Origin of the sequence: Streptomyces sp. NPDC097981 (genome assembly GCF_040302565.1) — a bacterium.
Lineage (GTDB): Bacteria > Actinomycetota > Actinomycetes > Streptomycetales > Streptomycetaceae > Streptomyces.
Map to the genome: position 1 here is coordinate 1 of NZ_JBEORW010000010.1, position 22,723 is coordinate 22,723.

A 22,723-nucleotide genomic window follows, 5' to 3' on the forward strand; every position below is an offset into this window, starting at 1 on the left:
GCCGTTCCTCATGCCCGTCGAGGACGTCTTCACGATCACCGGTCGCGGTACGGTCGTCACCGGCCGTATCGAGCGTGGGGATCAGTGCACGACGCTGAAGCTGCGCCACGGCAGGCTGACGGGGGCCGTCACGTTCGAGAGCGTGGTGGCGACGTAGATGCCCTCGGCCCCCTCGGGCTTCTGACAGTCCGGCGTCCGGTACAGGATGATGTCGACGAGGGTGTTGTTGTAGACGTTCGTGGCGCCCCTCGGGAGGGCGATCCTGTGACAGCCCTGCACCGGGGTGTTCGAGTAGTTCAGCAGGACCGGTGAGTCCTTGTGGCGGAAGCTGAGCTGCCCGACGGTGCTCCGGCCCAGGCCCGAGCAGGCGGTGGCGGTGAGCAGGAGTGCTGCGGCCGCGATGATGACACCGATACGCCGGCTGTGCGACATGGCGCGGTCCTCGTCTGTGCGGTGATGGCTGTCCTTGCCGACAGCCTGCCCCGCAGGGAGGCGGGCGGCATCCCGTACTCGGCCGGGCGGATGAACGCGGCGGCGACGGGTAAGGAAGCCGACCATGACGGACCTTCGCATCGGCGTCCTCGGATACGGGCTGCGCGGCAGCCTCGCGCGCACGGCACACCGGCCCGGCCGCGGCTCGGCCGTCGTCGCGGTCGCGGACCCCGATCCACGGGCCCGCGCCGAGGCCGCCGAGGCGTTCCCGGGCGGGTTCGTCACCGCCGACCACCGGGCGGTGACCGGTCATCCCGAGGTCGACGCCGTCCTGGTGCTGACCCCCGACCACACCCACGCCGACCTCGCCTGCCAGACCCTCGTGGCCGGCAAACCCGTCTTCGTCGAGAAGCCGCTCGACATCTCCGTGGAACGCTGCGACGAGATCCTGCGCACCGCCCACGCGACGGGCACCCGCCTGTACGTCGGGCACAACATGCGGCACATGCCCGTGGTGCGGACGATGCGCGACCTGATCGCGGCCGGTGCGATCGGCCGGGTCAGGACGGTCTGGGTGCGGCATTTCGTGGGATACGGAGGCGACTGGTACTTCAAGGACTGGCACGCCGAGCGCCGGTACACCACGAGTCTGCTGCTCCAGAAGGCTGCACACGACATCGACGTCCTGCACTGGCTGGCCGGCGCCTACACCGACGACGTCCAGGCGATGGGCGACCTGATGGTCTACGGGGACAACCCCCACCGCCGCGCCCCCGGCGAACCCAAGGGCGACGACTGGTACACCCCGGACGGCCACTGGCCCCCGCACACCCAGCGCGGCCTCAACCCGGTCATCGACGTCGAGGACGTCTCGCTGCTCAACCTCCGCCTCGCCAACGGGGTGCTCGCCGCCTACCAGCAGTGCCACTTCACCCCCGACTACTGGCGCAACTACACCGTCATCGGGGACGCCGGCCGCCTGGAGAACTTCGGCGACGGCCCGGGCGCCGAAGTCAGGGTCTGGAACAGCCGGCGCTCCGGATACCGGGCCGGGCCGGACGCGACCCACACCGTGCCGGACGGGGCGGCCGAGGGCGGACACGGCGGCGCCGACCCGCTGCTGATCGACGAGTTCCTGCGCTTCGTACGCCACGGAGGAGCGACGGACACCTCCCCGGTCGCCGCCCGGATGGCGGTCGCGGTGGGCTGCATGGCGACGCAGTCCCTACGCGCCGGGGGCACGCCCCGCCGGGTACCGCCGCTGGATCCGGCCCTGGCGGCGTACTTCGACCGGGGCCAGACGTCCGCCGGGAACCGCTGAACGACGCCTCTGTCACAGGGCCTTGTCACCGATATGGACCGGCCCCTGCCGAAGGCCGCCCGGCTCGGCCGCCGCCTGCCGTACCGTGCGGCCCAGCTGCCGAGCCGGAACCCGCAGTGCCCGCCGGACACCGTAGTGGTGCTCCGCACCGGCCGGCCCGCCCGGGCGAGCCGCCCCGCTGCTCCGGGACTTCGACGGCTCGCTGCCGGAACTCCTCGGCTCGCTGCCCCACCCATCCGCCGGCCGCCGCGGACGAAGCTGCCGCCGAGGACTCCTGACGGCCCTGTGCGGCATATTCTTCATATTCGGCTGTCCAAGAATCTCCCAAGGGCGGGCATGCCTCCGGCTCCGCGCCCCGCAGGGCCCTACCTTGGGCCCGCATGAGCCTCCTTGCCGAGCGTCACCGGGCCGACCGGGCCGACGGAACCCCCGGGCGGCGCGGCCTGGTGCGGGGCGCCCTCACCGCCGGTGTGGCCCTGTGCGCCGGACTGGCGTCCGGAGCCGGCTCCGTCCCGGACGGCCCCCGGTCCGGCCCGTACGGCCCGCGGCCCAGCACGCCCGCGGCGGCGCTGCGGGAGCTGTCGGCCGGCAACGCCCGCTGGCGGACCTTCCACGAGCGGCATCCCGATGCCACCCGGACCGTACGGCAGGAGCTGGTCGGGGGACAGCACCCGTTCGCCGTCATCCTGGGCTGCGTCGACTCCCGCGTGCCTCCGGAGCTGGTCTTCGACCAGGGGCTCGGCGATCTGATGACCGTACGCTCGGCCGGCGAGGTGCTGGACGAGGCGGTGCTCGGAAGCATCGCGTTCGGGGTCGTGGAACTGGAGATCCCGCTGGTCGTGGTCCTGGGGCACCAGTCCTGCGGGGCCGTGACCGCTGCGGTCCGCGCCGCCGAGGGGCTGGACCGGCTGCCCGGACACCTGCGCTACCTGGCCCAGCAGATCCGTCCGGCCGTCGACCGCAGCCTGCGCAGGGACGCGCGCGTCGATGCGGCGGTCACCGAGAACGTACGGCTCGTCCGCTCCCGGCTGGCGGCCGAGCCCGATCTGGCCGCCCGGATCGCGGCCGGCAAGCTGGCCGTGATCGGCGCACGGTACGAACTCACCAGCCAGCGGGTGCGCCGGATCCGCTGAGCGGCACGGATCCGGCGGCTTCCGGCAGCGGCTTCCCCGGCCTCGCCCTCGCCCGCGTCCGGGACCTCGGGACGTCAGGACTCCTCGGGTTCCGGGAGCGGCTGCTCGGACCAGATGACCTTGCCCTCCGGCGTGTACCGGGCTCCCCAGCGGCGGCTGAGCTGGGCCACCAGGAAGAGGCCGCGGCCCCCTTCGTCTGTGGTGGTGGCGTAGTGCAGTCGCGGCGAGCTGCTGCTCCCGTCGAAGACCTCGCAGGTCAGCACGCGGTCGTGCAGGAGCCGTACGTGGACCGGTGCGGCACCGTGCCGGATCGCGTTGGTGATGAGCTCGCTCAGCACCAGCTCCGTGCCGAAGGCGAGCTCCCCGAGGCCCCACTCCTCCAGCTTCTCCACGGCGAGGGCCCGCATGGGGCCGACCGCGCTCGGTTCGAACGGGACCTCCCACTCGGCGATGCGGTCCGCGGGCAGCGCCGTCGTCCGCGCGATCAGCAGGGCCACGTCGTCGCGCGGGCGCACCGGCAGCAGCTCCGCGAGGACCGCCCGGCAGGTCTCCTCGGGCCTGCGGTCCGCGTGGGCCAGGGCCGAGCGGAGCAGTGCGAGCCCCTCGTCGATGTCGCGGGAGCGGTCCTCGATCAGCCCGTCGGTGTAGAGCACCAGCTGGCTGCCCTCGCTCAGTTCCAGCTCCGCCGATTCGAAGGGAAGCCCGCCGAGCCCCAGCGGTGCCCCTGCGGGCAGGTCGGGGATTTCCACCGTGCCGTCCGGGCGGACCAGCGCCGGCGGCATGTGGCCCGCCCGTGCCACCGTGCAGCGCTGGGCCACCGCGTCGTACACGGCGTACAGGCAGGTGGCTCCGATCAGGCCGCCTTCGCCGCCGCCGCCCTCCACGCTCTGGTCGATGTACTGGACGAGGTCGTCGAGACGGGCGAGGAGCTCGTCGGGGGGCAGGTCCAGGGACGAGAAGTTCAGTACGGCCGTACGCAGCCGGCCCATGGCGGCGGCGGCGTGCAGACCGTGCCCGACGACGTCGCCGACGACGAGGGCGACGCGGCTGCCCGGGAGCGGGATCACGTCGAACCAGTCGCCGCCCACCCCGGACTGCGCGGGCAGGTAGTAGTGCGCGACCTCCACGGCGCTCTGCTCGGGCAGATCGCGCGGCAGGAGGCTGCGCTGGAGGGTCACGGCCAGGGCGTGCTCGCGGGTGTAGCGGCGCGCGTTGTCGATGCTGACCCCGGCGCGGGCCACGAGTTCCTCCGCCAGCGACAGGTCCTCCTCGTCGAAGGGCTCCGGCTTCTCCGCGCGCCAGAAGTTGACCACGCCGAGGACCACGCCGCGGGCCTTGAGGGGCGCCGTGATCAGCGAGTGGACGCCGTAGTTGATGATGGCCTGCGCCCGGGGCGGGTCCTGGGCGTGCCAGCCCTGCGCGTTGGCGAGATCGGTCACCAGTTCGGCCCGGCCGCTGTTCAGGCCGCGCGCCTGCGGTGTGGAGGGCAGGAAGTCGATCACTTTGCCCAGGGGGTAGAGCGGGATGTCGTCCCGGATGCCGCTGATCCCGGTGCGGCGCAGGTCGGCGATGGCGGTGGGCTCGTCGCCCAGGAGTACGGGCTCGGCCAGGTCGACGGTGGCGAAGTCCGCGAACCGGGGTACGGCGACGTCCGCGAGCTCCTGGGCCGTCTGCTGGACGTCCAGTGTGGTGCCGACGCCGACGCCCGCGTCGTACAGCAGCCTGAGCCGTTTGCGGGCCGCCTCGGCCCGGGTGCTGAGCACCTGCATCTCGGTGGAGTCCCGGATGGTGACCGCCGTGCCTTCGGGCCTGCCGCGGGGCCGGGTCGGGCGCTGGTTGATGACCAGCAGCCGGTCCCCGGCCTCGTGCACCTCGTCGGTGGCCACCCGGCCGGACAGCAGGAGGTCGGCCATCTGGCGGTCGAGCCCGGACAGCTGCCGGATGTGCTGGCCCTCGGCGTCGGGCGGCAGTCTGAGGAGTCGTTTCGCCTCGTCGTTGGCGAGCAGGAGCCGGCCGCCTCCGTCGGTGATCAGCACCCCCTCGCGTACCGAATGCAGCACCGCGTCGTGGTGCTCGTACATCCGGGTCATCTCTTGGGGGCCGAGCCCGCGGGTCTGGCGGCGCAGGCGCTGGCTGATCAGCGCCGAGCCGGCGGTGGCCAGGGCGAGGGTCGCCGCGCTGGTGCCGAGGATGACGGGGAGCTGCCGTTCGAACGCACCGGTGACGTTCTTCACCGTGAGGCCGGCCGACACCAGTGCCACGACCTCCCCGCTGTCGGCGGTGGGGCTGGCGAAGACGGGCACCACGGCCTGGATCTCCTGGCCCAGTGGCCCCTTCACGCTCTCGGTGTAGACGTGGCCGGCCAGTGAGGGCTCGATGGTGCCGACGAACCGCTTGCCGATGCGGTCGGGGAGCGGATGGGTGTAGCGGATCCCGTGGGTGTCCATCACGACGATGAAGTCGACCCCTGCCGCCTTGCGCGTCGCCTCGGTGACGGGCTGGAGGATCTTGGAGGGATCGGGGGTCGCGAGGGCCGGGCGCAGTCCGAGCGAATGGGCGAAGGTCTGCGCGACCGCCACCGAGCGGGTGCGTGCTTGCCGGTCGACGTCGTGCCGGGACTGGAGTACGAGCGCCAGGACCGCCCCGGCGGTGAGCAGCACCACGATCGCCACCTGGAGGACGAATACCTGTCGGGCGACGCTGCGCGGGCGCTTTTTGCTCAGTGACCGCACCGACGTCCCCGGCACGGGTTGCAAGGATGGGCCACGAACCATTTGTAGCACTGTCGGTGGTCCGAAGCCGGGAGAGCCGCGACCGCCGGGCGGGCGCGCCGTCAGTCGGTGCGGCTCTCCCGCCAGGTCCTGAGCACGGCGTCGACGTCGAATTCGGTGAGGTGGAGGGGCGGACCCGGCGGCGGCATCCGCAGCGCCGCGCGGATCTTCTCGTTGATCTCGGTGAGGACGGTTCTCGCCTCGCGCTCCGAGCGGGCCGTACGGACCGCTTCGAGGGCGTCCTCGGCCTCCTTGCGCAGGGCGAGGGCCGGCGGCAGGGCGGCGAAGCCCTCGCGGTGCATCTTGTCCCTGATCCACCACAGCTCGTCGTACGGGGCGTCGATCGAGGCCAGCGGTTTGCCGTAGCCCGGCAGCTTCTCGAAGTCGCCGCGCTCGGCGGCCTCCCTGATCTGCCGGTCCACCCAGGACTCGAAGCTGACGCCCGGTGGCTTGCGCTCGGTCACGGCTCCTCCTCGACGGCCCCTGCGATCAGCGTATCGCCGGGTCCGCCACCGCAGAAATTATCTTGACGTCAAGATTAATCTCGTGCAGGCTACCGACAGGTATCTTGATATCGAGATACCTCGGCGGGGGAGCGGAGGCCCGGAATGATCTGGCGGCGCGGTGCGGGGAACGGGAGAGAACGGCGGGACGGAGCCGGACTGCTGGCGCAGTTGCGCCGTCCGCCGGGCGGCCGCGACGCCCGGATCATGCTGTTCGCCCAACTGCTGGACCGCACCGGCACCGGAGTGTGGGCCGCCTCGTGCGTCCTGTACTTCACCTTCGTGACCGGCCTCGACGCCCGACAGCTCGGCCTGCTGCTGGGCGCGGCCGGAGTGGCGGGCATCGCCGGCTCGCCGCTGGCAGGCCACCTGGCCCACCGCTTCCCCGTACGCACCCTGCTGATCGGCTGCCACCTGCTGCGCCTCGGCACGATCTGCGCACTGCTCGTGTTCACCCGGTTCGAGGCACTGCTGCCCCTGGTCGCCGTCACCCACCTCGGCGACCGCGCGGCCAAGACGCTGGAGATGCTCTTCGCCACGCGGGCCGCGGGCGAGCAGCGCGCCACGTACCAGGCGCTGTCGCGCAGCGCGGCGAACGCGGGCTACGCGCTCGGTGCGGGCATCGCCGCTCTCGGACTCGCCGTGGGCACCCGCGAGGCCTACCAGGTCCTGATCCTGGGCAACGCGCTGTCGTTCCTCGCAGCCGCCGCTCTGGTGTGGCGCACGCGCGAGCAGCCCGGACACGACCGCGGGCGCCGGAGCGCGCAGGTGCCCACGGAGGCCGCCGACCCGGCCGCGGCGAGCCGGCCGGCCGGCCCGAACCCGTGGCGGGACCGTGGCTACCTCCGTTTCGTCCTCCTGGACATCCCGATGTGCCTGGACGACTCGGTCCTGGGGGTCGGGCTGCCGCTGTGGCTGGTCGAGCACACCGATGCGCCGCACGCCGTGGTCCCGGCCTTCCTCTTCATCAACACCGTGCTCGTCGTGGCCCTGCAGTTGACCGTGTCGGCGAGGTTCGAGACGCCGCGCCGGGCAGCCGGGGCGGTCCGGCTGTACGGGCTGACGCTGCTCGCGTGCTGCGCGCTCCTGGCCCTGACCCCGGAACACGGGGCCTGGGCCGCCTCGATCACCCTGGTGGCCGCGGCCGTGCTGGTCACCGCGGCGGAGCTGATGCGTTCGGTGAGCTCCTGGGAGCTGGCCGTCTCCCTGGCACCCCGGGAGGCGAGGGCCTCGTACCTGGGGGTGGCGGGCATGTCCCAGTCCGTGCAGAAGTCCGCCGGGCCGCTGCTGCTGACCGGCGCGGTGATGGCGGCCGGGCCGGCGGGATGGCTGGCGCTCGGAGCGGCGGTCGCGGGACTGTCCGTCCTCCAACGGCGGGCCGGCCTGCGGCGGCTGGACGCGATGGAGGCCATGGACGCCGAGGCTGCCGTGGACGCCGATGCCGTTGTGCGGGCCGGCTCCCGGGCCGCGACGGGAAGCGACCCCGCGCCCGCGTCCTGACGGTCCGATTTCCGGTACGCCCCTTCATCGACCCGGACCTGCCGGACTGGCGCAGCCTCCGGCGGTCGCCCGTACCGGAGGTGGCCGGGCGCACCACGCGCATCTTCTCCCACGGCCTGGGTAGACGGCTCGCATGAGCGAGGAGACCCGCACGCTGGTCCTCGGCGGCGGGACGAGGGGAACCGTCACCCGCTGCCGGGACTTCACCCGCAGTGCACTCGACGACTGGGGCTGGACCGCCGGTGCGGCCGGCACGGAACACCCGTACGACCCGGAGCGGCAGGAGGCCGCCGAAGACGTCCTCCTGCTGGTCTCCGAACTGGTCGGCAACGCCTGCATCCACGCCGGCGGCCCCCGCGAACTGGTGCTGCGCCACGGCCCGGGGCGGCTGCGGATGGAGGTCGGCGACGGGAGCCCCGAGCACCCCCGTCGCCTGGAGGCCGCCGCCGCTCCCGCCCGTCCGGGCGGCAACGGCCTGCTCATACTGGACCGGCTGGCCCGGAGCTGGGGCTGGGAACCCTACGCCGACGGACGGACCGGCAAGACGGTGTGGGCGGAGGTCCCGGTCCCGGGATCCGCTCCGGAGCCGGACCCGGACCTGCTCAGGGCTCCGGCTGCGCATCGTCCAGAAGGCTCGACCTCAGCGCGGTCAGCGTCCGGTTGAGCAGCCGCGAGACGTGCATCTGCGACAGCCCCAGCCGCTCGCCGATCTCGGACTGCGTCAGCCCGTGGCCGAAGCGCAGCGAGAGCAGGGTGCGCTCCCGAGCGGGCAGTCCGGCCAGGACCGGCTTGAGCGACTCCAGACACTCGATCTTGTCGTACGCCGCCTCCTCTTCGCCGAGCGAGGGCTGTTCGGCGTACGCGTCCCGGTCGCCGTCCTCCTGCGCCGGTGCGTCCAGGGAGCGCGCGGAGTACGCGTGCGCCGCCTTCTGGCCCTCCACGAGCTCCTCGGGCGTGACCCGCAGGCGCCCCGCCAGCTCGGCGTCCGTGGGCTCGCGGCCGAGGTCCTGTTCCAGCGCGTCGTGCGCCTTGGCGGCGTCGATCCGCAGCTCCTGGAGCCGGCGCGGCACCTTGACGGCCCAGCTGGTGTCGCGGAAGAACCGCTTGACCTCGCCGACGATGGTCGGCATCGCGAAGGTCGTGAACTCCACCCCGCGCTCCGGGTCGAACCGGTTGATGGCCTTGATCAGGCCGATCGTGCCGACCTGGACGATGTCCTCCATCGGCTCGCTCCGGCCGCGGAACCGGCGGGCGGCGTATTTCACCAGGCTGAGGTTGAGCTCGACGAGGGTGTTGCGCACGTAGGAGTACTCGGCGCTCCCCTCGTCGAGGGACCGCAGCCGGTGGAACAGCGCCCCCGACAGCGTCCTGGCCTCGCCGGTGCTCACACTCAGCGTGTCCTGCGGAATGCCTTCGGTGACGTCCGGGTACAGCATCTCGGCTCCTCCGACGGGAGGTCGCGCAGCAGACCTTGCGGCACGGCCGTCTCGTGAGCTGTCCCGGGGGATATACCCCCGTCCGGGTGACATGAAGCGGCTCATGCGGGAAATCGCAGCTCAGAGGCCTGCTTCCAGGGACCGCAGGGACTGGCGGACCGCCCAGACGACCGAGACCAGCGGCACGGCGACCACCGCGCCGAGCACGCCCGCGGCGATGGCCCCCGCCACGACCGACAGGGCCACGACCACCGGATGCAGCTGCACCGCCCAGCTCATCAGCATCGGGTGCAGCACGTGCCCCTCGATCTGCCCGATGATCACGATCAGGGCGACCACGAGGGCCGCGACCAGCGGCCCCTTGGCGGCCAGCGCCACGACCACGGCCACGGCGAGGGCCACCGGAGAGCCGATCAGCGGGACGAACGCGGCGAAGAACTCCAGCAGGGCGAGCGGCACCGCCAGCGGGACGCCCAGGACGTACAGCGCGACACCCACCAGAACGGCGTTGGTCGCGGCGACGAGCACGATGCCGTGGGTGTACCCGGTGAACGTCCGCCACGCGGCGCGCCCGGCGACGGAGACGCGCCCCTGCACGGTCTGCGGGAACTGGGAGCACAGCCAGCGCCAGTGCCGGTCACCCGAATGGATGAAGAAGACCGAGCAGAACAGGGACAGCGCCACCACGGTCAGGGCCTCCACCAGCCGCCCGGCGCCGCTGACGGCCGTGCTGAGCAGGGTCGCGCGATGGCTGGAGAGGTACGAGCCGATCCGGTCCCGCAGGTCGGTCAGCGCATGCGGGCTCAGCCGCAGGGGCGGCCGCTCCAGCAGGGGTTCGAGCCGGTCCAGCCCCGCCCGGAACTCCGCCACCAGCGAGCTCCACTCCGCCGCCACCGTCTCGCCGACGAAGGCGAGGGCCCCCAGGCCGAGCACGATGCTGCCGACGAGGGCGCAGGCCACGGCGAGGGAGCGGGGGATCCACCGGGCGAGCAGATCGGCCACCGGGCGCAGCAGGGCCGTGGCGACCAGACCGAGGAAGACGGCCACGCCGACCTCGTGGAACCGGCCCAGCACCATGAACACCGTGTAGACGACCGCGCCCACCACCAGCAGCCGCCAGGCGTACTCGGAGGCCGTGCGCAGCACGGGCGACACCGAGGAGGTGTACGGCCGCAGGACCGGCCTCCCGCCCGGGTGGCGGCCGCGGGCGCGGGCCCGGCGGGCGGCCACCCGGGTGCGCGGGTCCCCCGTACCCGCCCCGGCCGGGCGGGACGCCGGCTGCCCTGCGGATCGCCTGGTCATGTACCGCCTCTGCCGGTGGCCCGATGGGTGGATTTCCCTGTGAACTGCCACGCTGGATCCGGTACCCCACGCACCCGGAGCCAGATTCGCCCGAAGGAACCGCCGAATGCCCGTGCTCCGGCAGGGCCGCCTCGCTTGCATGAGGCGTTCCCCGCCGGGCAGGCGCAGGGCCCGCGGGGCCCCCGGACGGACCGGCGCCGGCCGTGCGCCGAAGCCCCCCCGGACCGGAGGAGGTGGACCGGATGCGCATCGCCTTTCTGACGGCGCCCGAGGGCGTTGAGGAGATCGAGCTCACCGAGCCCTGGAAGGCCGTCGTCGAGGCCGGATGGAATCCGCAATTGGTCTCGACCAAGGCGGGACAGGTCCGCGCGTACCGCCATCTGGAGAAGGCGGGTCGTTTTACCGTCGACCACGTCCTCGCCGGTGACACGGCAGAGGCCTTCGACGCGCTCGTTCTGCCCGGCGGCGTCGCCAACCCGGACGCGCTCCGGATGAACAGCAGGGCCGTCGGGTTCGTCCGCAGCTTCTTCGACGCCGGCAAACCCGTCGCCGCGATCTGCCATGCCGCCTGGATGCTGGTCGAGGCCGACGTCGTACGGGGCCGGACGCTGACCTCGTGGCCGAGCGTGGCCACCGACGTCCGCAACGCGGGCGGCACCTGGGTGGACGAGGAGGTCCGGGTCTGCCACGCCGCGCCGGCCACCTTGGTCACCAGCCGCAAACCGGCCGATCTGGACGCGTTCTGCAGGGCCACCGTCAAGGAGTTCGGCGCGACATGATCACGGTCGGGGTAGAGGAAGAGTACGTGCTGCTGGACCCCGTCACCCACCTGCCCGTGGCCCGGGCGGAAGAGGTGCGGGCGGCCGCGGGCCACGTGTCGTGGGTGGACGCGGGAGAGGTGCAGAACGAGCTGCTGCAGGCCCAGGTGGAGGTCGCCACGCCCATCTGCACGGACCTGGAGGAGGTCGGAGGCCACCTCCTGCGGCTGAGGCACGCGCTCGGAACCGCGGCCGAGGAGAACGGCTGCCGCATCGCCACGACCGCCACGGCGCCGCTGCGCGACGCGGTGCCGGTTCCGGTCACCCAGAAACCGCGGTACGTCAAGATGCGCGAGGAAGCCCGCCGGCTGGTCGACGAGCAGCTGATCAACGGCATGCACGTGCACGTGGCGGTGCCCGACCGGGAAATGGGCGTGGCGGCCCTGAACCGGCTGCGTGTGTGGCTGCCCACCCTGCTCGCCATGTCCGTGAACTCGCCGCTCTGGGACGGGCGCGACACCGGGTTCGCCAGCTGGCGCACCATCGTCTTCAGCCGCTGGCCGGTCAGCGGCCCGCCGCCGCACTTCCGCACGCTCGCGGACTACGAACAGCGCGCCGACGCGCTCATGGAGGCCGGGCTGATCGCCGACCGGGGACAGCTGTACTGGCACGCACGGCTGTCCGAGCGCTACCCCACGATCGAGGTGCGGTGCCTGGACGTGCAGCTGGAGGCCACCGGCGCGGTACTGCTCACCGGGATCGTCCGTGCGCTGGTCAGCACCGCGATCGCCGAGGAGAAGGCGGGAGCCGCCCCGGTGGAGTGTGCCCAGGAGCTGCTGCAGGCCGCGATCTGGCATGCAGCCCGGCACGGCCTGGACGGCACGCTGATGGACCCGCAGGGGCGCAAGCGCAGCGCCGGCGACGTGCTGTGCCTGCTGATGCAGCACGTCTCACCCGCCCTGGAGGAGGCGGGGGACCTGCGCGAGGTGAGCGCCCTGCTGCACCGGCTCCTCCAGCAGGGCACGCCCTCGGACCGGCAGCGCCGGGCCCTCGCGGACGGGGGCATGGCGGGCCTCACCGATCTGATCACCGGGCAGGGCGCGGGGTCCGCCGACTGATCGGGCCGCGCAGGCGTGCGCCGAGGTGCGGGCGAGCGGTCCGGACGCGAGGATGGGCGGGACGAAGGACGGAGCGTGCGTGGTGGAGATTCCGGCGAGAGAGGTATTCGGCGCCCCGTGCTGGGTCAGCCTGATGGCCCGCGATCTCCAGGGAACCCAGCAGTTCTACGGCGAGGTCCTCGGCTGGAAGTTCCGGCCCGCCCGGCTGGGCGAAGGCTGGACGGTCGCCGAGCTGGACGGGGTGCCGGTGGCCGGCATCGGGGCACTGACCGCGGACCTGCCGGCCGCTGCTGCATGGACCCCGTACTTCGCCGTCGACGACGCCGACGTCGCGGCGGCCCGGATCCGCGAGCGGAGCGGAACCATCGCGGTCGGCCCGGTCTCCTTCCCCTCCGGCGGCCGCGGCGCGCTGGTCGCCGACCGGGACGGTGCGGTCTTCGGAATCTGGGCCGGCGGGGTGTCGGCCGACTGGCGGGTGGGCCACGGACCGGCGCCGGCCTGGCTGGAGCTGCGGACGAGGGACGCCTTCGAGGCGGCGATTTTCTACGGGGAAGTACTGGAGTGGGCCACCGGCCGCCCCGGATGCTGCGAGGTCTCCTACGAGAACGACCAGGTCGTGCTCCGGCAGGCGGGCGATCCCGTCGCCCGCCTGAGCGGCGGGATCGCCGGGGCAGCGGCCCAGGCCCCGCAGACCAGGCCCCGCTGGCACGTCTACTTCCGGGTCCCGGACCTCGACGAGGCCATCGCGGCGGCCACCGCCGCCGGCGGGACCACGCTGTCCACCATCGTGTCGAGCACCACCGACCGCTGGGTCACCCTGCACGACCCCGGGGGAGCCATGTTCACCCTCACGGCCGCCCGCCCGGACACCGCGGCTCCCTGACCACGCGGGCTCCCTGACCACGCGGGCTCCACGACCGCGCGGCTCCCCGACCACGCGGGTCAGACCTGGGCGACCCCGCCGTCCACGAACAGCTCGATGCCGGTGATGTAGCTGCTCTCCTCCGAGGCGAGGAACAGCGCCGCCGCGGCGACTTCCTCCGGGCGGCCGGTCCGCCCCAGCGGAATCCCCGAGGTGACCTCCTCCAGGAGGGCGGCGGGCGCACGCGCCAGCGCGGGGGTGTCGATCGGGCCGGGGCTGAGCGCGTTCACCCGGATCCCGCGCCCCGCGAGCTCCAGCGCCAGGCTGCGCGCCATCGACCGTACGGCCGCCTTCGTGGCGGCGTAGACCCCGAAACGGGTGGACCCCGCCGATCCTGCGGTCGAGCCGAGCAGGATGACCGAGCCGCCGCCCCCGAACAGGGGGAGCGCCCGCTGCACCGTGAAGAAGGTCCCGCGGAAGTTCAGGTCCGAGACGGTGTCGAACTGCTCCTCCGTGAACTCGGCGACGCCGCCCGCCTTGCCGCCGCCCGCGTTGGTCACCAGGACGTCGATCGCCCTGCCCTCGGCCGCGACCGCCGCGTACAGCCGGTCGAGGTCCGCCGCCTTGGTGACATCGCCCGGCACCCCGACGGCGCCGCTCCCCAACTCATGCACCGCCGAGGCGAGTTCGGCCTCGCGGCGCCCGGTGACGAACACCCGGGCGCCCTCCCGTACGAACCGGTGTGCCGTCGCCAGTCCGATGCCGGACGACCCGCCCGTGATCACCGCGACCTTGCCGTCGAGCTGTCCCATGAGCGCCGAGGGTCGGGCAGCGGACCGGGGAAGTCAAGGGCCGCGCGGACCCTCCCGGACGTCTGCCGGCGGCGGGGCTCCGGCCACGGTCCGGGCCCCGTCACCGGGCGGCTCCTTGGCCCCAATGGCCCACCGCGCTCGCGGCCCGCGGCCGGGCGGTGTCCGCTGGCAGGGTGATGCAGGTGTCCCCCCTGCCCGGCCGCCGATGGTGGGCGGGGCTCTCCCCGGCCGCGGGCGCCGCCGTCATGGCCGCGGGCATCCTCTCCGTCGGCTTGCACCTGGTCGGGGCCGACTGGCTGTCCCTGGCCGCACTGGTCGTCGCCGGCGGGCTGTGGCTCGTGCTCGCCGCCGGCTTCACCGCCCGGCTCGTGGGCGACCGGGGCCGCTTCCGGGCCGAGGCCTACACCCCGGCCGCCCTGACCGCCGTCGCCGCCACCACCGTGCTCGGCACACGGCTCTCCCTGCTGGGCCTGCAGCCGGTCGCCGCCGCCCTGCTGGTGCTGGCGGCGGTCCTGTGGCCCGTACTGCTGCTCGCCGCCATACGGCACTGGAAACACCGGATGCCCGGAGCCGCGTTCCTCGTCTGCGTGGCCACCCAGGGGCTCGCCGTCCTGGCCGCTGTCCTGTCCGCCGCCGTCCACGTCGACTGGCTCGCCTGGGCGGCACTGGCCGCCTTCTGCTTCGGGCTGCTGCTGTACGCGGCAGCCCTCGTACGCTTCGACTTCCGCGAGGTGCTGCAGGGCGCGGGCGACCACTGGGTGGCCGGCGGCGCGCTGGCCATCTCGGCGCTCGCGGGATCGAAGCTCACGGCGTCACCCGTATGGACCGGCTCCGCGCACACGGCCCTGCGGATCGCCACGCTGGTGACGCTCGCCCTGTCCCTCGGCTGGTACGTGCTCCTCCTCGGCGCCGAACTGCGCCGGTGGCGGCCGCGCTACGACACCCGGCGCTGGGCGACCGTCTTCCCCCTCGGGATGACGGCCACCGCCTGCCTCTCGGCGGCCGGCCCCGTCGGGGTGGGATGGCTGCTCCCGCTGGGCGAGGTGCTGCTCTGGATCGCGGTGGGCGCATGGCTGCTGACTTTCGCCGCACTCGTCGCCACCCGCCAGAGCACCCCGCAGACCTAAGGCGCCTCGGGGCCGCGTCGGCCGGCCGCCGCCGGGGCACCCGCCAGGGCGATCCAGAGCAGCAGCGCCACCGCCAGCGCCAGGGCCCACCGGGATCCGTGGTGCAGCGTCAGCAGACCGCCCGCCAGGGCCCCGCAGAACAGCACCGCCACCGACACGAGGCGCCGCACGGCGGCCGGATCCCACGGGCCGGCGGCCAGGCCCGTCAGGGTGCGGGTGACAACGGTCGTGGTCAGATCGGGCACGGCCAGCCGGAAGACGACGGCGTTCTGGACGCCCATGCCGAGCGCGAGCAGTCCCACGACCGGCAGCGGCCCGGCCCCGACCGCCGTCAGGGCGAGCGCCCCGGCCACCAGTACGGCCTGCACCGCCACCAGGGGTGCGAACATACCGGCCGGCTCCCGGCCGCGGCCCGCCCGCCCGGCGGCCGTCGCACCGGCCAGGAAGGCGCCGAGCGCCAGCACGGCGGCCGCGGCCGACAGTTCGCGGTCCCCGGCGAGCGCAAAGCCGAGGAAGACCACGTTGCCGGTCATGTTGGCGACGAAGACGTGGTCGAGCCCGAGGAAGCTCACCGCGTCGACCACCCCGCTCACGAAGGTCAGCGCGATCAGCAGCGCAGGCAGCACCCCGTGCGGCCCGCTCCCGCCCTCCGGCCCCGGCGGGAAGAGCAGCGCGGCCAGCGGCCGCAGGATCCCGCGCCGGGCGGCCGCCGTCACCGCGGCGGACCCTGCGCCCCGGAGCCGGCGGCACGGGCCAGGAGCGCGAGCTGCACACGGCTGGCGGCGCCCAGCTCGGCCAGCATCCGGCCGACCCGGCCCTGCACCGAGGCCTCCGCCAGGTGCAGCCGCTCGCCGATCTCCCGGTTCGACAGCCCCTCGGCGACCAGGCCCAGTACCTCGGCGTCCCGCGGCGACAGGACACCGAGCCGCTCCCTCGCCTCCCGGCGCTGCGCCCCGCCCGGGGCGGCGAAGGCGCCCAGGACGTGCCGCAGCGCCTGCGGGGACATCGCGGCATCCCCGTCCCGCACCGCACGCAGGACGGCGAGCAGCTCCTGGCGCGGGGTGTCCTTGGGAAGGAAGCCGTCCGCTCCGAGCGCCAGGGCCTGTTCCACGTCCGAGTCGAGCCCGAAGCCGGTCGTGACGACGATGTGCGCGTCCGCACCGGCAACCGCTTCGTCGTCCGCCTCGGCTGCGGATTGCGGTGTGCGCAGCGCCGCCGTCACCTCCAGACCGTTCATCCGCGGCATGCGGAGGTCCAGCAGCAGGATGTCCGGCAGGTGGGTCCGTACGGCCTCGACCGCCTCGCGCCCGTCGGCGGCCTCGGCCACCACATGGAACTCACCGGTCGACTCGACGGACGTCCGCAGCCCCCTGCGGAGGACGGGCTCGTCGTCGGCGATGACCACCCGTGCCACGTGGCCGAATTCCATGCGCCAACCCCGTTCCGAAAAGGGAAATCCAGGAGGAACCGTACCCGCCGAAAGAGCGGCATCGGCCGAACGACCCGGAATCGAGGACGCCTTCCCCGGCGACTGTCGGTGGTCCTCAGTAGGGTCCCCCCATGGCATACACGTTCCAGGTGACCATCGACTCCGCGGACCCGCACTCGCTCGCCGACTGGTGGGCCGACGCCCTCGGCTGGGAAGTGGAGCCGACCGACGAGGAGTTCATCCGCAAGATGGTGGCGGCCGGCCACGCCGGGGAAGAGGACGCCACCACCCACCGTGGAGCCCTCGTCTGGAAGGTCGGCGCCGCCATCCGCCACCCCGAAGGGGTCGAACGCGCGCCCCGCGTCCTCTTCCAGCTCGTCCCCGAGCCGAAGACGGTCAAGAACCGGGTCCACCTCGACGTCCGCACCGGCTCCGACAACCCGCAGGAAGTCGTCGAGCGCCTCATCGCCAAAGGCGCCAAGCACCTGCACGAGGGCCGCCAGGGCCCCTACACCTGGACCACACTCGCCGATCCGGAAGGCAATGAGCTCTGCGTCTCGCACTAGGACGCCTAGGCTGCGCACGTGAACGTCATCCTCTTCGGCGGAACCGGAATGCTCGGCCGGGGTGTTCTGCGCGAGTGCCTGCGCGACGACTCCGTCACGGCCGTCCTCTCCGTCGGCCGCACCCCCCTCGGCGTCTCCCACCCCAAGCTGCGCGAGCGCATCCAGGACGACCCGTCCGACCTGTCCGCCCCGGACCTCGACCTGGCCTCCTACGACGCCTGCTTCTTCTGCCTCGGCGTCTCCGCCGTCGGCATGAAGGAGCAGGACTACCGCCGCATCACCCACGACCTCACGCTCGCCGCGGCCCGTCCGCTCGCCGCCGCCAACCCCCGGCTGACCTTTGCCTACGTCTCCGGCGAGGGCACGGACAGCACCGAACAGGGCCGTTCCATGTGGGCCCGCGTCAAGGGCGAGACGGAGAACGACCTGCTCCAGCTGCCGTTCCAGGCCTACATGTTCCGCCCCGGCCTCGTGCAGCCCGTGCGGGGCCTGCCCTCCAAGACCCTCCTCTACCGTGTCGGCTACATGCTCACCGCGCCGCTCTTCCCGCTGCTGCGCCGCCTCGCGCCGAACCTCGTCACCACCACCGAGGCCCTGGGCCGCGCGATGATCGCCGTCGCGATGCCCGACGCCGGCGTCCGCACCCGGATCCTGCGGCCCCAGGACATCAACCGGCTGGCCAAGAGCCCTCCGGACCAGCGATAATTCGGTACCGGGCAGCCCCTCCCGCACGTGAGAATGAAGCATCTCAAACCGGGAGGAACCCATGGGTCAGAGCCAGGCCTATCCGATGCTGCACGACCTGTTGCCGCAGCAGGAGCTGGCAGCAGCCATCGACGCCGGGCACGTGACCCGCAAGTCGCACCCCGAACTGCCGCTGTCCATCTACACGTACACGCGGACGGCACAGTACGAGCGGGTCTGGAACCGGGTCACCATGCGCTGCCGCGGGCTCGTCGTGGACGACACCACCGGAGCGATCGTCGCGCTGCCCCTGCCGAAGTTCTTCAACGTCGGCGAGCACGAGTCCGGCCAGCCGTACGCACCGGCCCTGCCCGACGAGCCGTTCGAGGTGTACGACAAGGTCGACGGCAGCCTCGCGGTGGTCTTCCACTACGCGGGCAGCTGGCGCGTCGCGTCCAAAGGATCCTTCATCAGCACCCAGGCCACCTGGGGCCAGCGGCACCTCGACGGCCGCGACACCTCGGCACTCGTCCCCGGCGTGACCTACCTCGCGGAGATCCTCTACCCGCAGAATCGTATCGTCGTCGACTACGGCGACCGCCGGGACCTGGTGCTCCTGGCCGCGTTCGGCCTGGACGGCACCGAAGTCCCCCTCGCCGAGGCCTCCGTCCACTGGAAGGGGATCGGGTCCGTCGTCACGGTGTGGCCCGCCATGCCGCTCGCCGAGCTGCTGGCGTTGGCGGAGTCGAACACGATGCCCGGCGGCGAGAACGCCACCGGCACCGACGCCGAGGGCTTCGTGCTGCGGTTCGCCTCGGGCGTCCGCGCGAAGGCCAAGCTGTCCGAGTACGTACGCCTCCACAAGCTGGTCACCGGAGTCACCGAGCGGGACATCTGGCGCAGCCACGGCATCGAGCGGTTCGCCGGCCTGCCTGCCAAGGAGCTGGCGCAGGGCCTGAACTGCACCGCCGCGGACATCGAGGCCTCGGGCGGCAAGCCCCTGGAGGCGCTGCTGCAGCAGGTGCCGGACGAGTTCGACGCCTGGGTGCGCGAGGTGGTCGCCGGCTTGGAGGACGCCGCGGCGCAGCGCGAGCGCGCCATCGACGAGGCGTTCGCGCAGCTCGCCCATCTGACCGGCGACCGGGGCGCGTTCGCGCGCGCCGCGAAGGCCCTGCCCGACCGCTGGATCCGTGCGGCGATGTTCCTGCGTCTGGACAGCCGGTCCACCGAACTCGTCGTATGGCGGGACGTGCGGCCGGAAGCGTCCGACCCTTTCACGACCGATGAGGAGAACTGACCAGTGTCCGAAAACCCCGTACGCCCCGTCGTCCACGTCATGACGGGGTTGCCGGCCTCGGGGAAGACGACGGCCGCCCGCGCCCTGCAGGCCGAGGCCGCGGGCCGGATGCGCCGCGTCAACCTGGACGACCTGCGGGCCATGCTCGATCTGCCCGACCCGGAGCGCGGGCGCTCGTTCCGGCACGAGCAGACCGTCCTGGCCGTCCAGGACGCGGCGGTGCGCGCGGCCGTCGACGACGGCTTCGACGTGGTCGTCGACAACACGCACCTGACCTCCCGCATCCCCAAGCGGATCAAGGCGGCGGTCGCCGGGCGCGCGACCTTCGTCGTGCACGACTTCACCGACGTGCCGCTGGAGGAGTGCCTGCGCCGGGACGCGGCGCGGGAGCGGCCCGTCGGCGAAGAGGTCATCCGGATACTGAACGAGAAGCACAAGAACGCCAAGAAGGGCGGCTGGCGGCTCACCGCGGAGTGGTTCAACGACCAGCCCGGGGTGGAGCCGTACGTGGCCGATCCGGCGCTGCCGTCGGCCGTGATGTGCGACATCGACGGGACGCTCGCGCTGACCGGTGACCGCAGTCCGTACGACTTCTCGCGCTGCGAGATCGACGAGCTCAACGAGCCGGTGCGGTATGCGCTGGACGCCTTCCGGCACGCCGGCGGCGACACCGTCGTGCTGCTGTCCGGGCGCGGCGAGGAGTACCGGCCGCAGACGGAGGCGTGGCTGCGACGGCACGAGGTGCCGTACGACGAGCTGTGGATGCGCCCGCTCGGCGACACGCGCCGCGACGACGTGGTGAAGGCGGAGCTGTTCGACGCGCACGTGCGCCACCGGTACGCGGTACGGGTGTCGCTGGACGACCGGGACCGGGTGGTCGCGGTCTGGCGCCGGATGGGCCTGCCCACCTGGCAGGTCAACTACGGCGACTTCTAGGAGCCGGCGGCCGCGGGCCCTGCCCATACTGGGGTCATGAGCGTGTTGATCGTGGACGCCGCGAACGTCGTCGGTTCCGTGCCGGACGGCTGGTGGCGGGACCGGCGGGGCGCGGCCGAGCGGCTGCGTGACCGGCTCGCGGAGCGGGACCCGGCCACCGTCGTGGCCGGGGCCGGGGGGATCGAGGAGATCGTCCTCGTCGTCGAGGGCGCGGCCCGGGGCGTCGAGTCCGTACCCGGAGTACGGGTGGACTCGACGCCCGGGAGCGGTGACGACCGGATCGTGGAACTGGCCGCCTCCTTCGCGGAGCGCGGCTGTGTCGTGGTCACGGCGGACCGGGAACTACGCGAGCGGGTCCGGGCGTACGGGGCGCTGTGTGTGGGGCCGCGTGCCGTACGCCCGGCGGACTGACCGGATGTGCGTGGACCGGAAGGTCAGTCGCACCACTTCACGCGGTCCAGGTTCTTCACGTAACGTGCGGTGACCCAGGCCTTCTTCTTGTCCTTCTTGTCCTTGTGCTCCTTGCGGCCCTTCTCCTCCTTGCCGTCCCTGTCGCTCCGGCCCTGGTCCTCGGACGAGGGCTCGTCCTGGCGCTCCTGTGCGTCGTGCTCCCGGCCTTCCTCCCGGCCTTCCTCCCGGCCCTCGTGCTCCCGGCCTTCCTCCTTGCCCTCGTCCTCCCGGCCTCCCTCCCGGCTTTCCTCCCGGCCCTTGTGCTCCTCCTCCTTCTCCTCCTTGGGGCGGAGGAGGTACCAGAGGTCGTTGCCGTCGATCCGCTCGCCACGCGTCTTGCACACGATCGCGACCTTCTGGCCCGGCTTCACGTGCCCCACGGAGTCCGAGTGGGTGGTCGGCTTGCTGCGGAGCTTCACCGGGCCGCGCGAGACGACCTTGCCGACGGTGTACTCCTTGCCGTTGTGGCTGCCGGACTTGTCGTGCTCCGGTTCGAGAACGACGATCTCCCGCGACGACGTGTCGGCCCTCGGACCCTCGTCCGCGGCGGCGGCGCCCACGCCGACCGAGCCGAGCACCAGGCTTCCGGCGGCGAGAGCGAGGATGGTCCTGGTGGGCTTCTGCATGTACAGGCTCCTCTACGAAGACATCCGCCCGGCCGCGGTGTGCCGCAGGCCGGGGTGGCAGCCAGTCAGCCGCCACCGTCGACTATGGCGAGGACGGGTCGGGCAGCCCCGGTGACTCGCCGCCGTTTAGCCCGAAATGCCCAATCTGCGCCTCCGGGTCCGGAGGCGCGCCGCCGAAGCGTCGCGCAACGGCGGCACCCATTCGAGGGACTCCGGTGCCCCCTGCATCTGGCTAGCATTTCCGCCAGTGCTTGTCGTGCGGCCCCGCAGGGGATCGCACGGTCCTGCACGTCCGACGAGGAGGGATCCGATCATGCAGGTGGGCAATGGCGTGGCGGCGAGCGAGATTCCCGGCGCGGTGTGGGTCAAGAGCAGTGCCAGTGTGGGCAACGGCAACTGTGTGGAAGTCGCCGCCCTGGCGGGCGGTGGCGTGGCGATGCGGAACTCACGCTTCCCTGGCGGGCCGGCACTGGTGTTCACGGCCGCCGAGATCGAGGGGTTCATCGACGGCGTCAAACGCGCGGAATTCGATCACCTGACCGGATGACGGCGCGGATCGGCGGCGGGGCTTGAGGGGCGGACAGGGGTGGCCCACTCTGTGACAGACCACTGTCCTTGTCGAAGGGGAGTTCTCATGTCCGCCCTCCCCGAGCCGCTGCCCGGGTCCGTCGACCCCGTCCTGCCGAGGGGAGCCGATCCGGTCCGGGCAGCGGCCGACCGCCTGCTGGGCCAGGAACTGCGCCGGTGCCGTGAGGCCCGCGGCCTCACCCTGCGTCAGGTCGCGCCGGTCATCCGCGGATCGGTGTCGAAGGTCAGCCGTCTGGAGCGCGGCGAGAGTCCGCCGAAACCGCGCGACGTACGGGATCTCGCCCGGTTCTACGGTGTCGACGCCGACGGGATGCGGGTGATCGAACGGCTCCTGGGGCACCCGCAGGACTCCGAGTGGTACGAGCGGTTCAGCGATGTCACCCCCGGCTTCCTCAAGCGCCTGATCCGGCTGGAGGGCGACGCCGAAGAGATCTGCGTCTATGAGAACCTCGTCGTCCCCGGCATCCTCCAGACCCGGGACTACGCCCGGTACATGGTGCGGGCGGTCATGCCCGGCGCCGGTCCGGAGGAGGTCGAACGGGTCGTCGAGCTGCGCACCGAACGACAGCTGCGTCTGATGGACGGCCCACTGCCGCGGGTGGCCGTCCTGCTTGAGGAAGCCGTACTGCACCGCCGCTGCGGCAACGCGGCCGTGATGCACGACCAGCTGGCCCATCTGCTCCGCGCCGGCGCCACCGGCAAGGTGAGCGTCCGCATCCTCCGGATGGCCCGTGCGTACGGGGCCGCACCGCCCTACCCCGTCACCCATCTGACGTTCCGCGACGGGCAGCACGCCGAGCTGGCGTACGTGGAGCACATCAACGGCGCGAACTACGTCACCAGGCCGCGCGCCCTTGCCGACTACCGCAAAGCGCTGGGCATCCTGCGCGACGCGGCGTCGTCCCAGGACGAGAGCACCGGCCTGATCCGCACGGCGAAGCACCGGTTCGGCCCCGCCGAAGCCAGGCCCTAGCCAGGGCCGGACGGACCCAGGACGTCGTACCAGCCGTCGGCCGAGTCGATGGTCCGCTCGTCCGTGCCCCCCGGCGTCGATCCGGCGCAGCACGCAGCC

24 protein-coding genes are annotated in these 22,723 nt (G+C 72.8%); 15 read left to right on the forward strand and 9 right to left on the reverse strand.

Annotated elements, in window-relative coordinates:
- Positions 1 to 81 precede the first annotated feature (81 nt).
- Entirely contained in the window at positions 82 to 432 is a 351-nt protein-coding gene (locus ABTY04_RS12030) for a hypothetical protein (RefSeq protein WP_352213242.1), read from the reverse strand.
- A 124-nt stretch (positions 433 to 556) separates the two neighbouring features.
- Between ABTY04_RS12030 and ABTY04_RS12035 the strand changes: the two genes are divergently transcribed.
- Both ABTY04_RS12035 and ABTY04_RS12040 read left to right on the forward strand, forming a co-directional pair.
- Complete coding sequence (locus ABTY04_RS12035) at positions 557 to 1,753, forward strand: Gfo/Idh/MocA family protein (protein ID WP_352213243.1); 1,197 nt, start codon at positions 557 to 559, stop codon at positions 1,751 to 1,753.
- A gap of 380 nt (positions 1,754 to 2,133) precedes the next feature.
- Positions 2,134 to 2,886 (forward strand): carbonic anhydrase, encoded by a 753-nt coding sequence (locus ABTY04_RS12040; protein WP_352213244.1) that lies wholly within the window; start codon positions 2,134 to 2,136, stop codon positions 2,884 to 2,886.
- A 74-nt stretch (positions 2,887 to 2,960) separates the two neighbouring features.
- Here ABTY04_RS12040 and ABTY04_RS12045 read toward each other — a convergent pair whose 3' ends face one another.
- Positions 2,961 to 5,660 carry a SpoIIE family protein phosphatase gene (locus tag ABTY04_RS12045; RefSeq protein WP_352213245.1) on the reverse strand — a complete coding sequence of 900 codons (2,700 nt, stop codon included), beginning with the start codon at positions 5,658 to 5,660 and terminating at the stop codon, positions 2,961 to 2,963.
- A gap of 59 nt (positions 5,661 to 5,719) precedes the next feature.
- The gene (locus ABTY04_RS12050; protein WP_352213246.1) at positions 5,720 to 6,121 is read right to left on the reverse strand and encodes a DnaJ family domain-containing protein; all 402 of its coding nucleotides are present in this window, start codon (positions 6,119 to 6,121) and stop codon (positions 5,720 to 5,722) included.
- Positions 6,122 to 6,265: 144 nt separating this feature from the next.
- Here ABTY04_RS12050 and ABTY04_RS12055 point away from each other — a divergent pair, with 144 nt between their 5' ends.
- Entirely contained in the window at positions 6,266 to 7,660 is a 1,395-nt protein-coding gene (locus ABTY04_RS12055) for an MFS transporter (protein ID WP_352213247.1), read from the forward strand.
- A 133-nt stretch (positions 7,661 to 7,793) separates the two neighbouring features.
- Positions 7,794 to 8,324, forward strand: coding sequence for an ATP-binding protein (locus tag ABTY04_RS12060; RefSeq protein ID WP_352213248.1), 531 nt, complete (start codon positions 7,794 to 7,796; stop codon positions 8,322 to 8,324).
- On the opposite strand, the gene ABTY04_RS12065 is transcribed toward ABTY04_RS12060, so the two are convergent.
- Both ABTY04_RS12065 and ABTY04_RS12070 read right to left on the reverse strand, forming a co-directional pair.
- Complete coding sequence (locus ABTY04_RS12065; RefSeq protein ID WP_352213249.1) at positions 8,263 to 9,096, reverse strand: RNA polymerase sigma factor SigF; 834 nt, start codon at positions 9,094 to 9,096, stop codon at positions 8,263 to 8,265. The two genes, ABTY04_RS12060 and ABTY04_RS12065, sit on opposite strands and share 62 nt — an antisense overlap.
- Before the next feature lie 120 nt (positions 9,097 to 9,216).
- Positions 9,217 to 10,398, reverse strand: a complete 1,182-nt coding sequence (locus tag ABTY04_RS12070; protein WP_352213250.1) for an AI-2E family transporter — start codon at positions 10,396 to 10,398, stop codon at positions 9,217 to 9,219.
- Between the two features lie 242 nt (positions 10,399 to 10,640).
- On the opposite strand from ABTY04_RS12070, the gene ABTY04_RS12075 reads away from it, so the two are divergent.
- From ABTY04_RS12075 to ABTY04_RS12085, 3 genes are all read left to right on the forward strand, one after another.
- Complete coding sequence (locus ABTY04_RS12075; protein WP_352213251.1) at positions 10,641 to 11,177, forward strand: type 1 glutamine amidotransferase domain-containing protein; 537 nt, start codon at positions 10,641 to 10,643, stop codon at positions 11,175 to 11,177.
- Positions 11,174 to 12,274 carry a carboxylate-amine ligase gene (locus tag ABTY04_RS12080; RefSeq protein WP_352213252.1) on the forward strand — a complete coding sequence of 367 codons (1,101 nt, stop codon included), beginning with the start codon at positions 11,174 to 11,176 and terminating at the stop codon, positions 12,272 to 12,274. The genes ABTY04_RS12075 and ABTY04_RS12080 overlap by 4 nt, the downstream gene beginning before the upstream one ends.
- A 133-nt stretch (positions 12,275 to 12,407) precedes the next feature.
- Positions 12,408 to 13,157: a VOC family protein gene (locus ABTY04_RS12085; RefSeq protein WP_352213416.1), complete on the forward strand. Its 750-nt coding sequence runs from the start codon at positions 12,408 to 12,410 to the stop codon at positions 13,155 to 13,157.
- 59 nt (positions 13,158 to 13,216) lie between these two features.
- On the opposite strand, the gene ABTY04_RS12090 is transcribed toward ABTY04_RS12085, so the two are convergent.
- Positions 13,217 to 13,948 carry an SDR family NAD(P)-dependent oxidoreductase gene (locus tag ABTY04_RS12090; RefSeq protein ID WP_352213253.1) on the reverse strand — a complete coding sequence of 244 codons (732 nt, stop codon included), beginning with the start codon at positions 13,946 to 13,948 and terminating at the stop codon, positions 13,217 to 13,219.
- 176 nt (positions 13,949 to 14,124) lie between these two features.
- Here ABTY04_RS12090 and ABTY04_RS12095 point away from each other — a divergent pair, with 176 nt between their 5' ends.
- Positions 14,125 to 15,075, forward strand: a complete 951-nt coding sequence (locus ABTY04_RS12095) for a tellurite resistance/C4-dicarboxylate transporter family protein (RefSeq protein WP_502996622.1) — start codon at positions 14,125 to 14,127, stop codon at positions 15,073 to 15,075.
- Here ABTY04_RS12095 and ABTY04_RS12100 read toward each other — a convergent pair.
- Positions 15,072 to 15,791: a YoaK family protein gene (locus ABTY04_RS12100; RefSeq protein WP_352213255.1), complete on the reverse strand. Its 720-nt coding sequence runs from the start codon at positions 15,789 to 15,791 to the stop codon at positions 15,072 to 15,074. The two genes, ABTY04_RS12095 and ABTY04_RS12100, sit on opposite strands and share 4 nt — an antisense overlap.
- Positions 15,788 to 16,504: a response regulator gene (locus ABTY04_RS12105; RefSeq protein ID WP_352213256.1), complete on the reverse strand. Its 717-nt coding sequence runs from the start codon at positions 16,502 to 16,504 to the stop codon at positions 15,788 to 15,790. Before ABTY04_RS12105 ends, ABTY04_RS12100 begins: the two co-directional genes overlap by 4 nt.
- 131 nt (positions 16,505 to 16,635) lie before the next feature.
- Here ABTY04_RS12105 and ABTY04_RS12110 point away from each other — a divergent pair, with 131 nt between their 5' ends.
- The 5 genes from ABTY04_RS12110 to ABTY04_RS12130 all read left to right on the forward strand — a co-directional run bounded on the left by ABTY04_RS12110 (position 16,636) and on the right by ABTY04_RS12130 (position 20,398).
- Positions 16,636 to 17,070: a VOC family protein gene (locus ABTY04_RS12110; RefSeq protein ID WP_352213257.1), complete on the forward strand. Its 435-nt coding sequence runs from the start codon at positions 16,636 to 16,638 to the stop codon at positions 17,068 to 17,070.
- Positions 17,071 to 17,088: 18 nt separating this feature from the next.
- Positions 17,089 to 17,775 carry a Rossmann-fold NAD(P)-binding domain-containing protein gene (locus tag ABTY04_RS12115; RefSeq protein ID WP_352213258.1) on the forward strand — a complete coding sequence of 229 codons (687 nt, stop codon included), beginning with the start codon at positions 17,089 to 17,091 and terminating at the stop codon, positions 17,773 to 17,775.
- Positions 17,776 to 17,836: 61 nt separating this feature from the next.
- Positions 17,837 to 19,051: a T4 RnlA family RNA ligase gene (locus tag ABTY04_RS12120; protein WP_352213259.1), complete on the forward strand. Its 1,215-nt coding sequence runs from the start codon at positions 17,837 to 17,839 to the stop codon at positions 19,049 to 19,051.
- A 3-nt stretch (positions 19,052 to 19,054) separates the two neighbouring features.
- Positions 19,055 to 19,987 carry a phosphatase domain-containing protein gene (locus ABTY04_RS12125; RefSeq protein WP_352213260.1) on the forward strand — a complete coding sequence of 311 codons (933 nt, stop codon included), beginning with the start codon at positions 19,055 to 19,057 and terminating at the stop codon, positions 19,985 to 19,987.
- A 36-nt stretch (positions 19,988 to 20,023) separates the two neighbouring features.
- Positions 20,024 to 20,398: an NYN domain-containing protein gene (locus tag ABTY04_RS12130; protein ID WP_352213261.1), complete on the forward strand. Its 375-nt coding sequence runs from the start codon at positions 20,024 to 20,026 to the stop codon at positions 20,396 to 20,398.
- Between the two features lie 23 nt (positions 20,399 to 20,421).
- Here ABTY04_RS12130 and ABTY04_RS12135 read toward each other — a convergent pair whose 3' ends face one another.
- Entirely contained in the window at positions 20,422 to 21,063 is a 642-nt protein-coding gene (locus ABTY04_RS12135; RefSeq protein WP_352213262.1) for a hypothetical protein, read from the reverse strand.
- A 313-nt stretch (positions 21,064 to 21,376) separates the two neighbouring features.
- Between ABTY04_RS12135 and ABTY04_RS12140 the strand changes: the two genes are divergently transcribed.
- Both ABTY04_RS12140 and ABTY04_RS12145 read left to right on the forward strand, forming a co-directional pair.
- Positions 21,377 to 21,610 carry a DUF397 domain-containing protein gene (locus tag ABTY04_RS12140; protein WP_352213263.1) on the forward strand — a complete coding sequence of 78 codons (234 nt, stop codon included), beginning with the start codon at positions 21,377 to 21,379 and terminating at the stop codon, positions 21,608 to 21,610.
- Positions 21,611 to 21,697: 87 nt separating this feature from the next.
- The gene (locus ABTY04_RS12145; RefSeq protein ID WP_352213264.1) at positions 21,698 to 22,624 is read left to right on the forward strand and encodes a helix-turn-helix domain-containing protein; all 927 of its coding nucleotides are present in this window, start codon (positions 21,698 to 21,700) and stop codon (positions 22,622 to 22,624) included.
- The last annotated feature ends 99 nt before the right edge of the window (positions 22,625 to 22,723 follow it).

Excerpts from the sequence above, each read along its gene's own strand:
- ABTY04_RS12035 (WP_352213243.1), top strand. The coding sequence starts at position 557 with ATGACGGACCTTCGCATCGGCGTCCTCGGATACGGGCTGCGCGGCAGC.
- ABTY04_RS12045 (WP_352213245.1), bottom strand. The coding sequence starts at position 5,660 with ATGGTTCGTGGCCCATCCTTGCAACCCGTGCCGGGGACGTCGGTGCGG.
- ABTY04_RS12065 (WP_352213249.1), bottom strand. The coding sequence starts at position 9,096 with ATGCTGTACCCGGACGTCACCGAAGGCATTCCGCAGGACACGCTGAGT.
- ABTY04_RS12090 (WP_352213253.1), bottom strand. The coding sequence starts at position 13,948 with ATGGGACAGCTCGACGGCAAGGTCGCGGTGATCACGGGCGGGTCGTCC.
- ABTY04_RS12060 (WP_352213248.1), top strand. The coding sequence starts at position 7,794 with ATGAGCGAGGAGACCCGCACGCTGGTCCTCGGCGGCGGGACGAGGGGA.
- ABTY04_RS12145 (WP_352213264.1), top strand. The coding sequence starts at position 21,698 with ATGTCCGCCCTCCCCGAGCCGCTGCCCGGGTCCGTCGACCCCGTCCTG.
- ABTY04_RS12140 (WP_352213263.1), top strand. The coding sequence starts at position 21,377 with ATGCAGGTGGGCAATGGCGTGGCGGCGAGCGAGATTCCCGGCGCGGTG.
- ABTY04_RS12105 (WP_352213256.1), bottom strand. The coding sequence starts at position 16,504 with ATGGAATTCGGCCACGTGGCACGGGTGGTCATCGCCGACGACGAGCCC.
- ABTY04_RS12110 (WP_352213257.1), top strand. The coding sequence starts at position 16,636 with ATGGCATACACGTTCCAGGTGACCATCGACTCCGCGGACCCGCACTCG.
- ABTY04_RS12130 (WP_352213261.1), top strand. The coding sequence starts at position 20,024 with ATGAGCGTGTTGATCGTGGACGCCGCGAACGTCGTCGGTTCCGTGCCG.
- ABTY04_RS12095 (WP_502996622.1), top strand. The coding sequence starts at position 14,125 with ATGCAGGTGTCCCCCCTGCCCGGCCGCCGATGGTGGGCGGGGCTCTCC.
- ABTY04_RS12080 (WP_352213252.1), top strand. The coding sequence starts at position 11,174 with ATGATCACGGTCGGGGTAGAGGAAGAGTACGTGCTGCTGGACCCCGTC.
- ABTY04_RS12135 (WP_352213262.1), bottom strand. The coding sequence starts at position 21,063 with ATGCAGAAGCCCACCAGGACCATCCTCGCTCTCGCCGCCGGAAGCCTG.
- ABTY04_RS12030 (WP_352213242.1), bottom strand. The coding sequence starts at position 432 with ATGTCGCACAGCCGGCGTATCGGTGTCATCATCGCGGCCGCAGCACTC.
- ABTY04_RS12040 (WP_352213244.1), top strand. The coding sequence starts at position 2,134 with ATGAGCCTCCTTGCCGAGCGTCACCGGGCCGACCGGGCCGACGGAACC.
- ABTY04_RS12075 (WP_352213251.1), top strand. The coding sequence starts at position 10,641 with ATGCGCATCGCCTTTCTGACGGCGCCCGAGGGCGTTGAGGAGATCGAG.
- ABTY04_RS12085 (WP_352213416.1), top strand. The coding sequence starts at position 12,408 with ATGGCCCGCGATCTCCAGGGAACCCAGCAGTTCTACGGCGAGGTCCTC.
- ABTY04_RS12055 (WP_352213247.1), top strand. The coding sequence starts at position 6,266 with ATGATCTGGCGGCGCGGTGCGGGGAACGGGAGAGAACGGCGGGACGGA.
- ABTY04_RS12120 (WP_352213259.1), top strand. The coding sequence starts at position 17,837 with ATGGGTCAGAGCCAGGCCTATCCGATGCTGCACGACCTGTTGCCGCAG.
- ABTY04_RS12070 (WP_352213250.1), bottom strand. The coding sequence starts at position 10,398 with ATGACCAGGCGATCCGCAGGGCAGCCGGCGTCCCGCCCGGCCGGGGCG.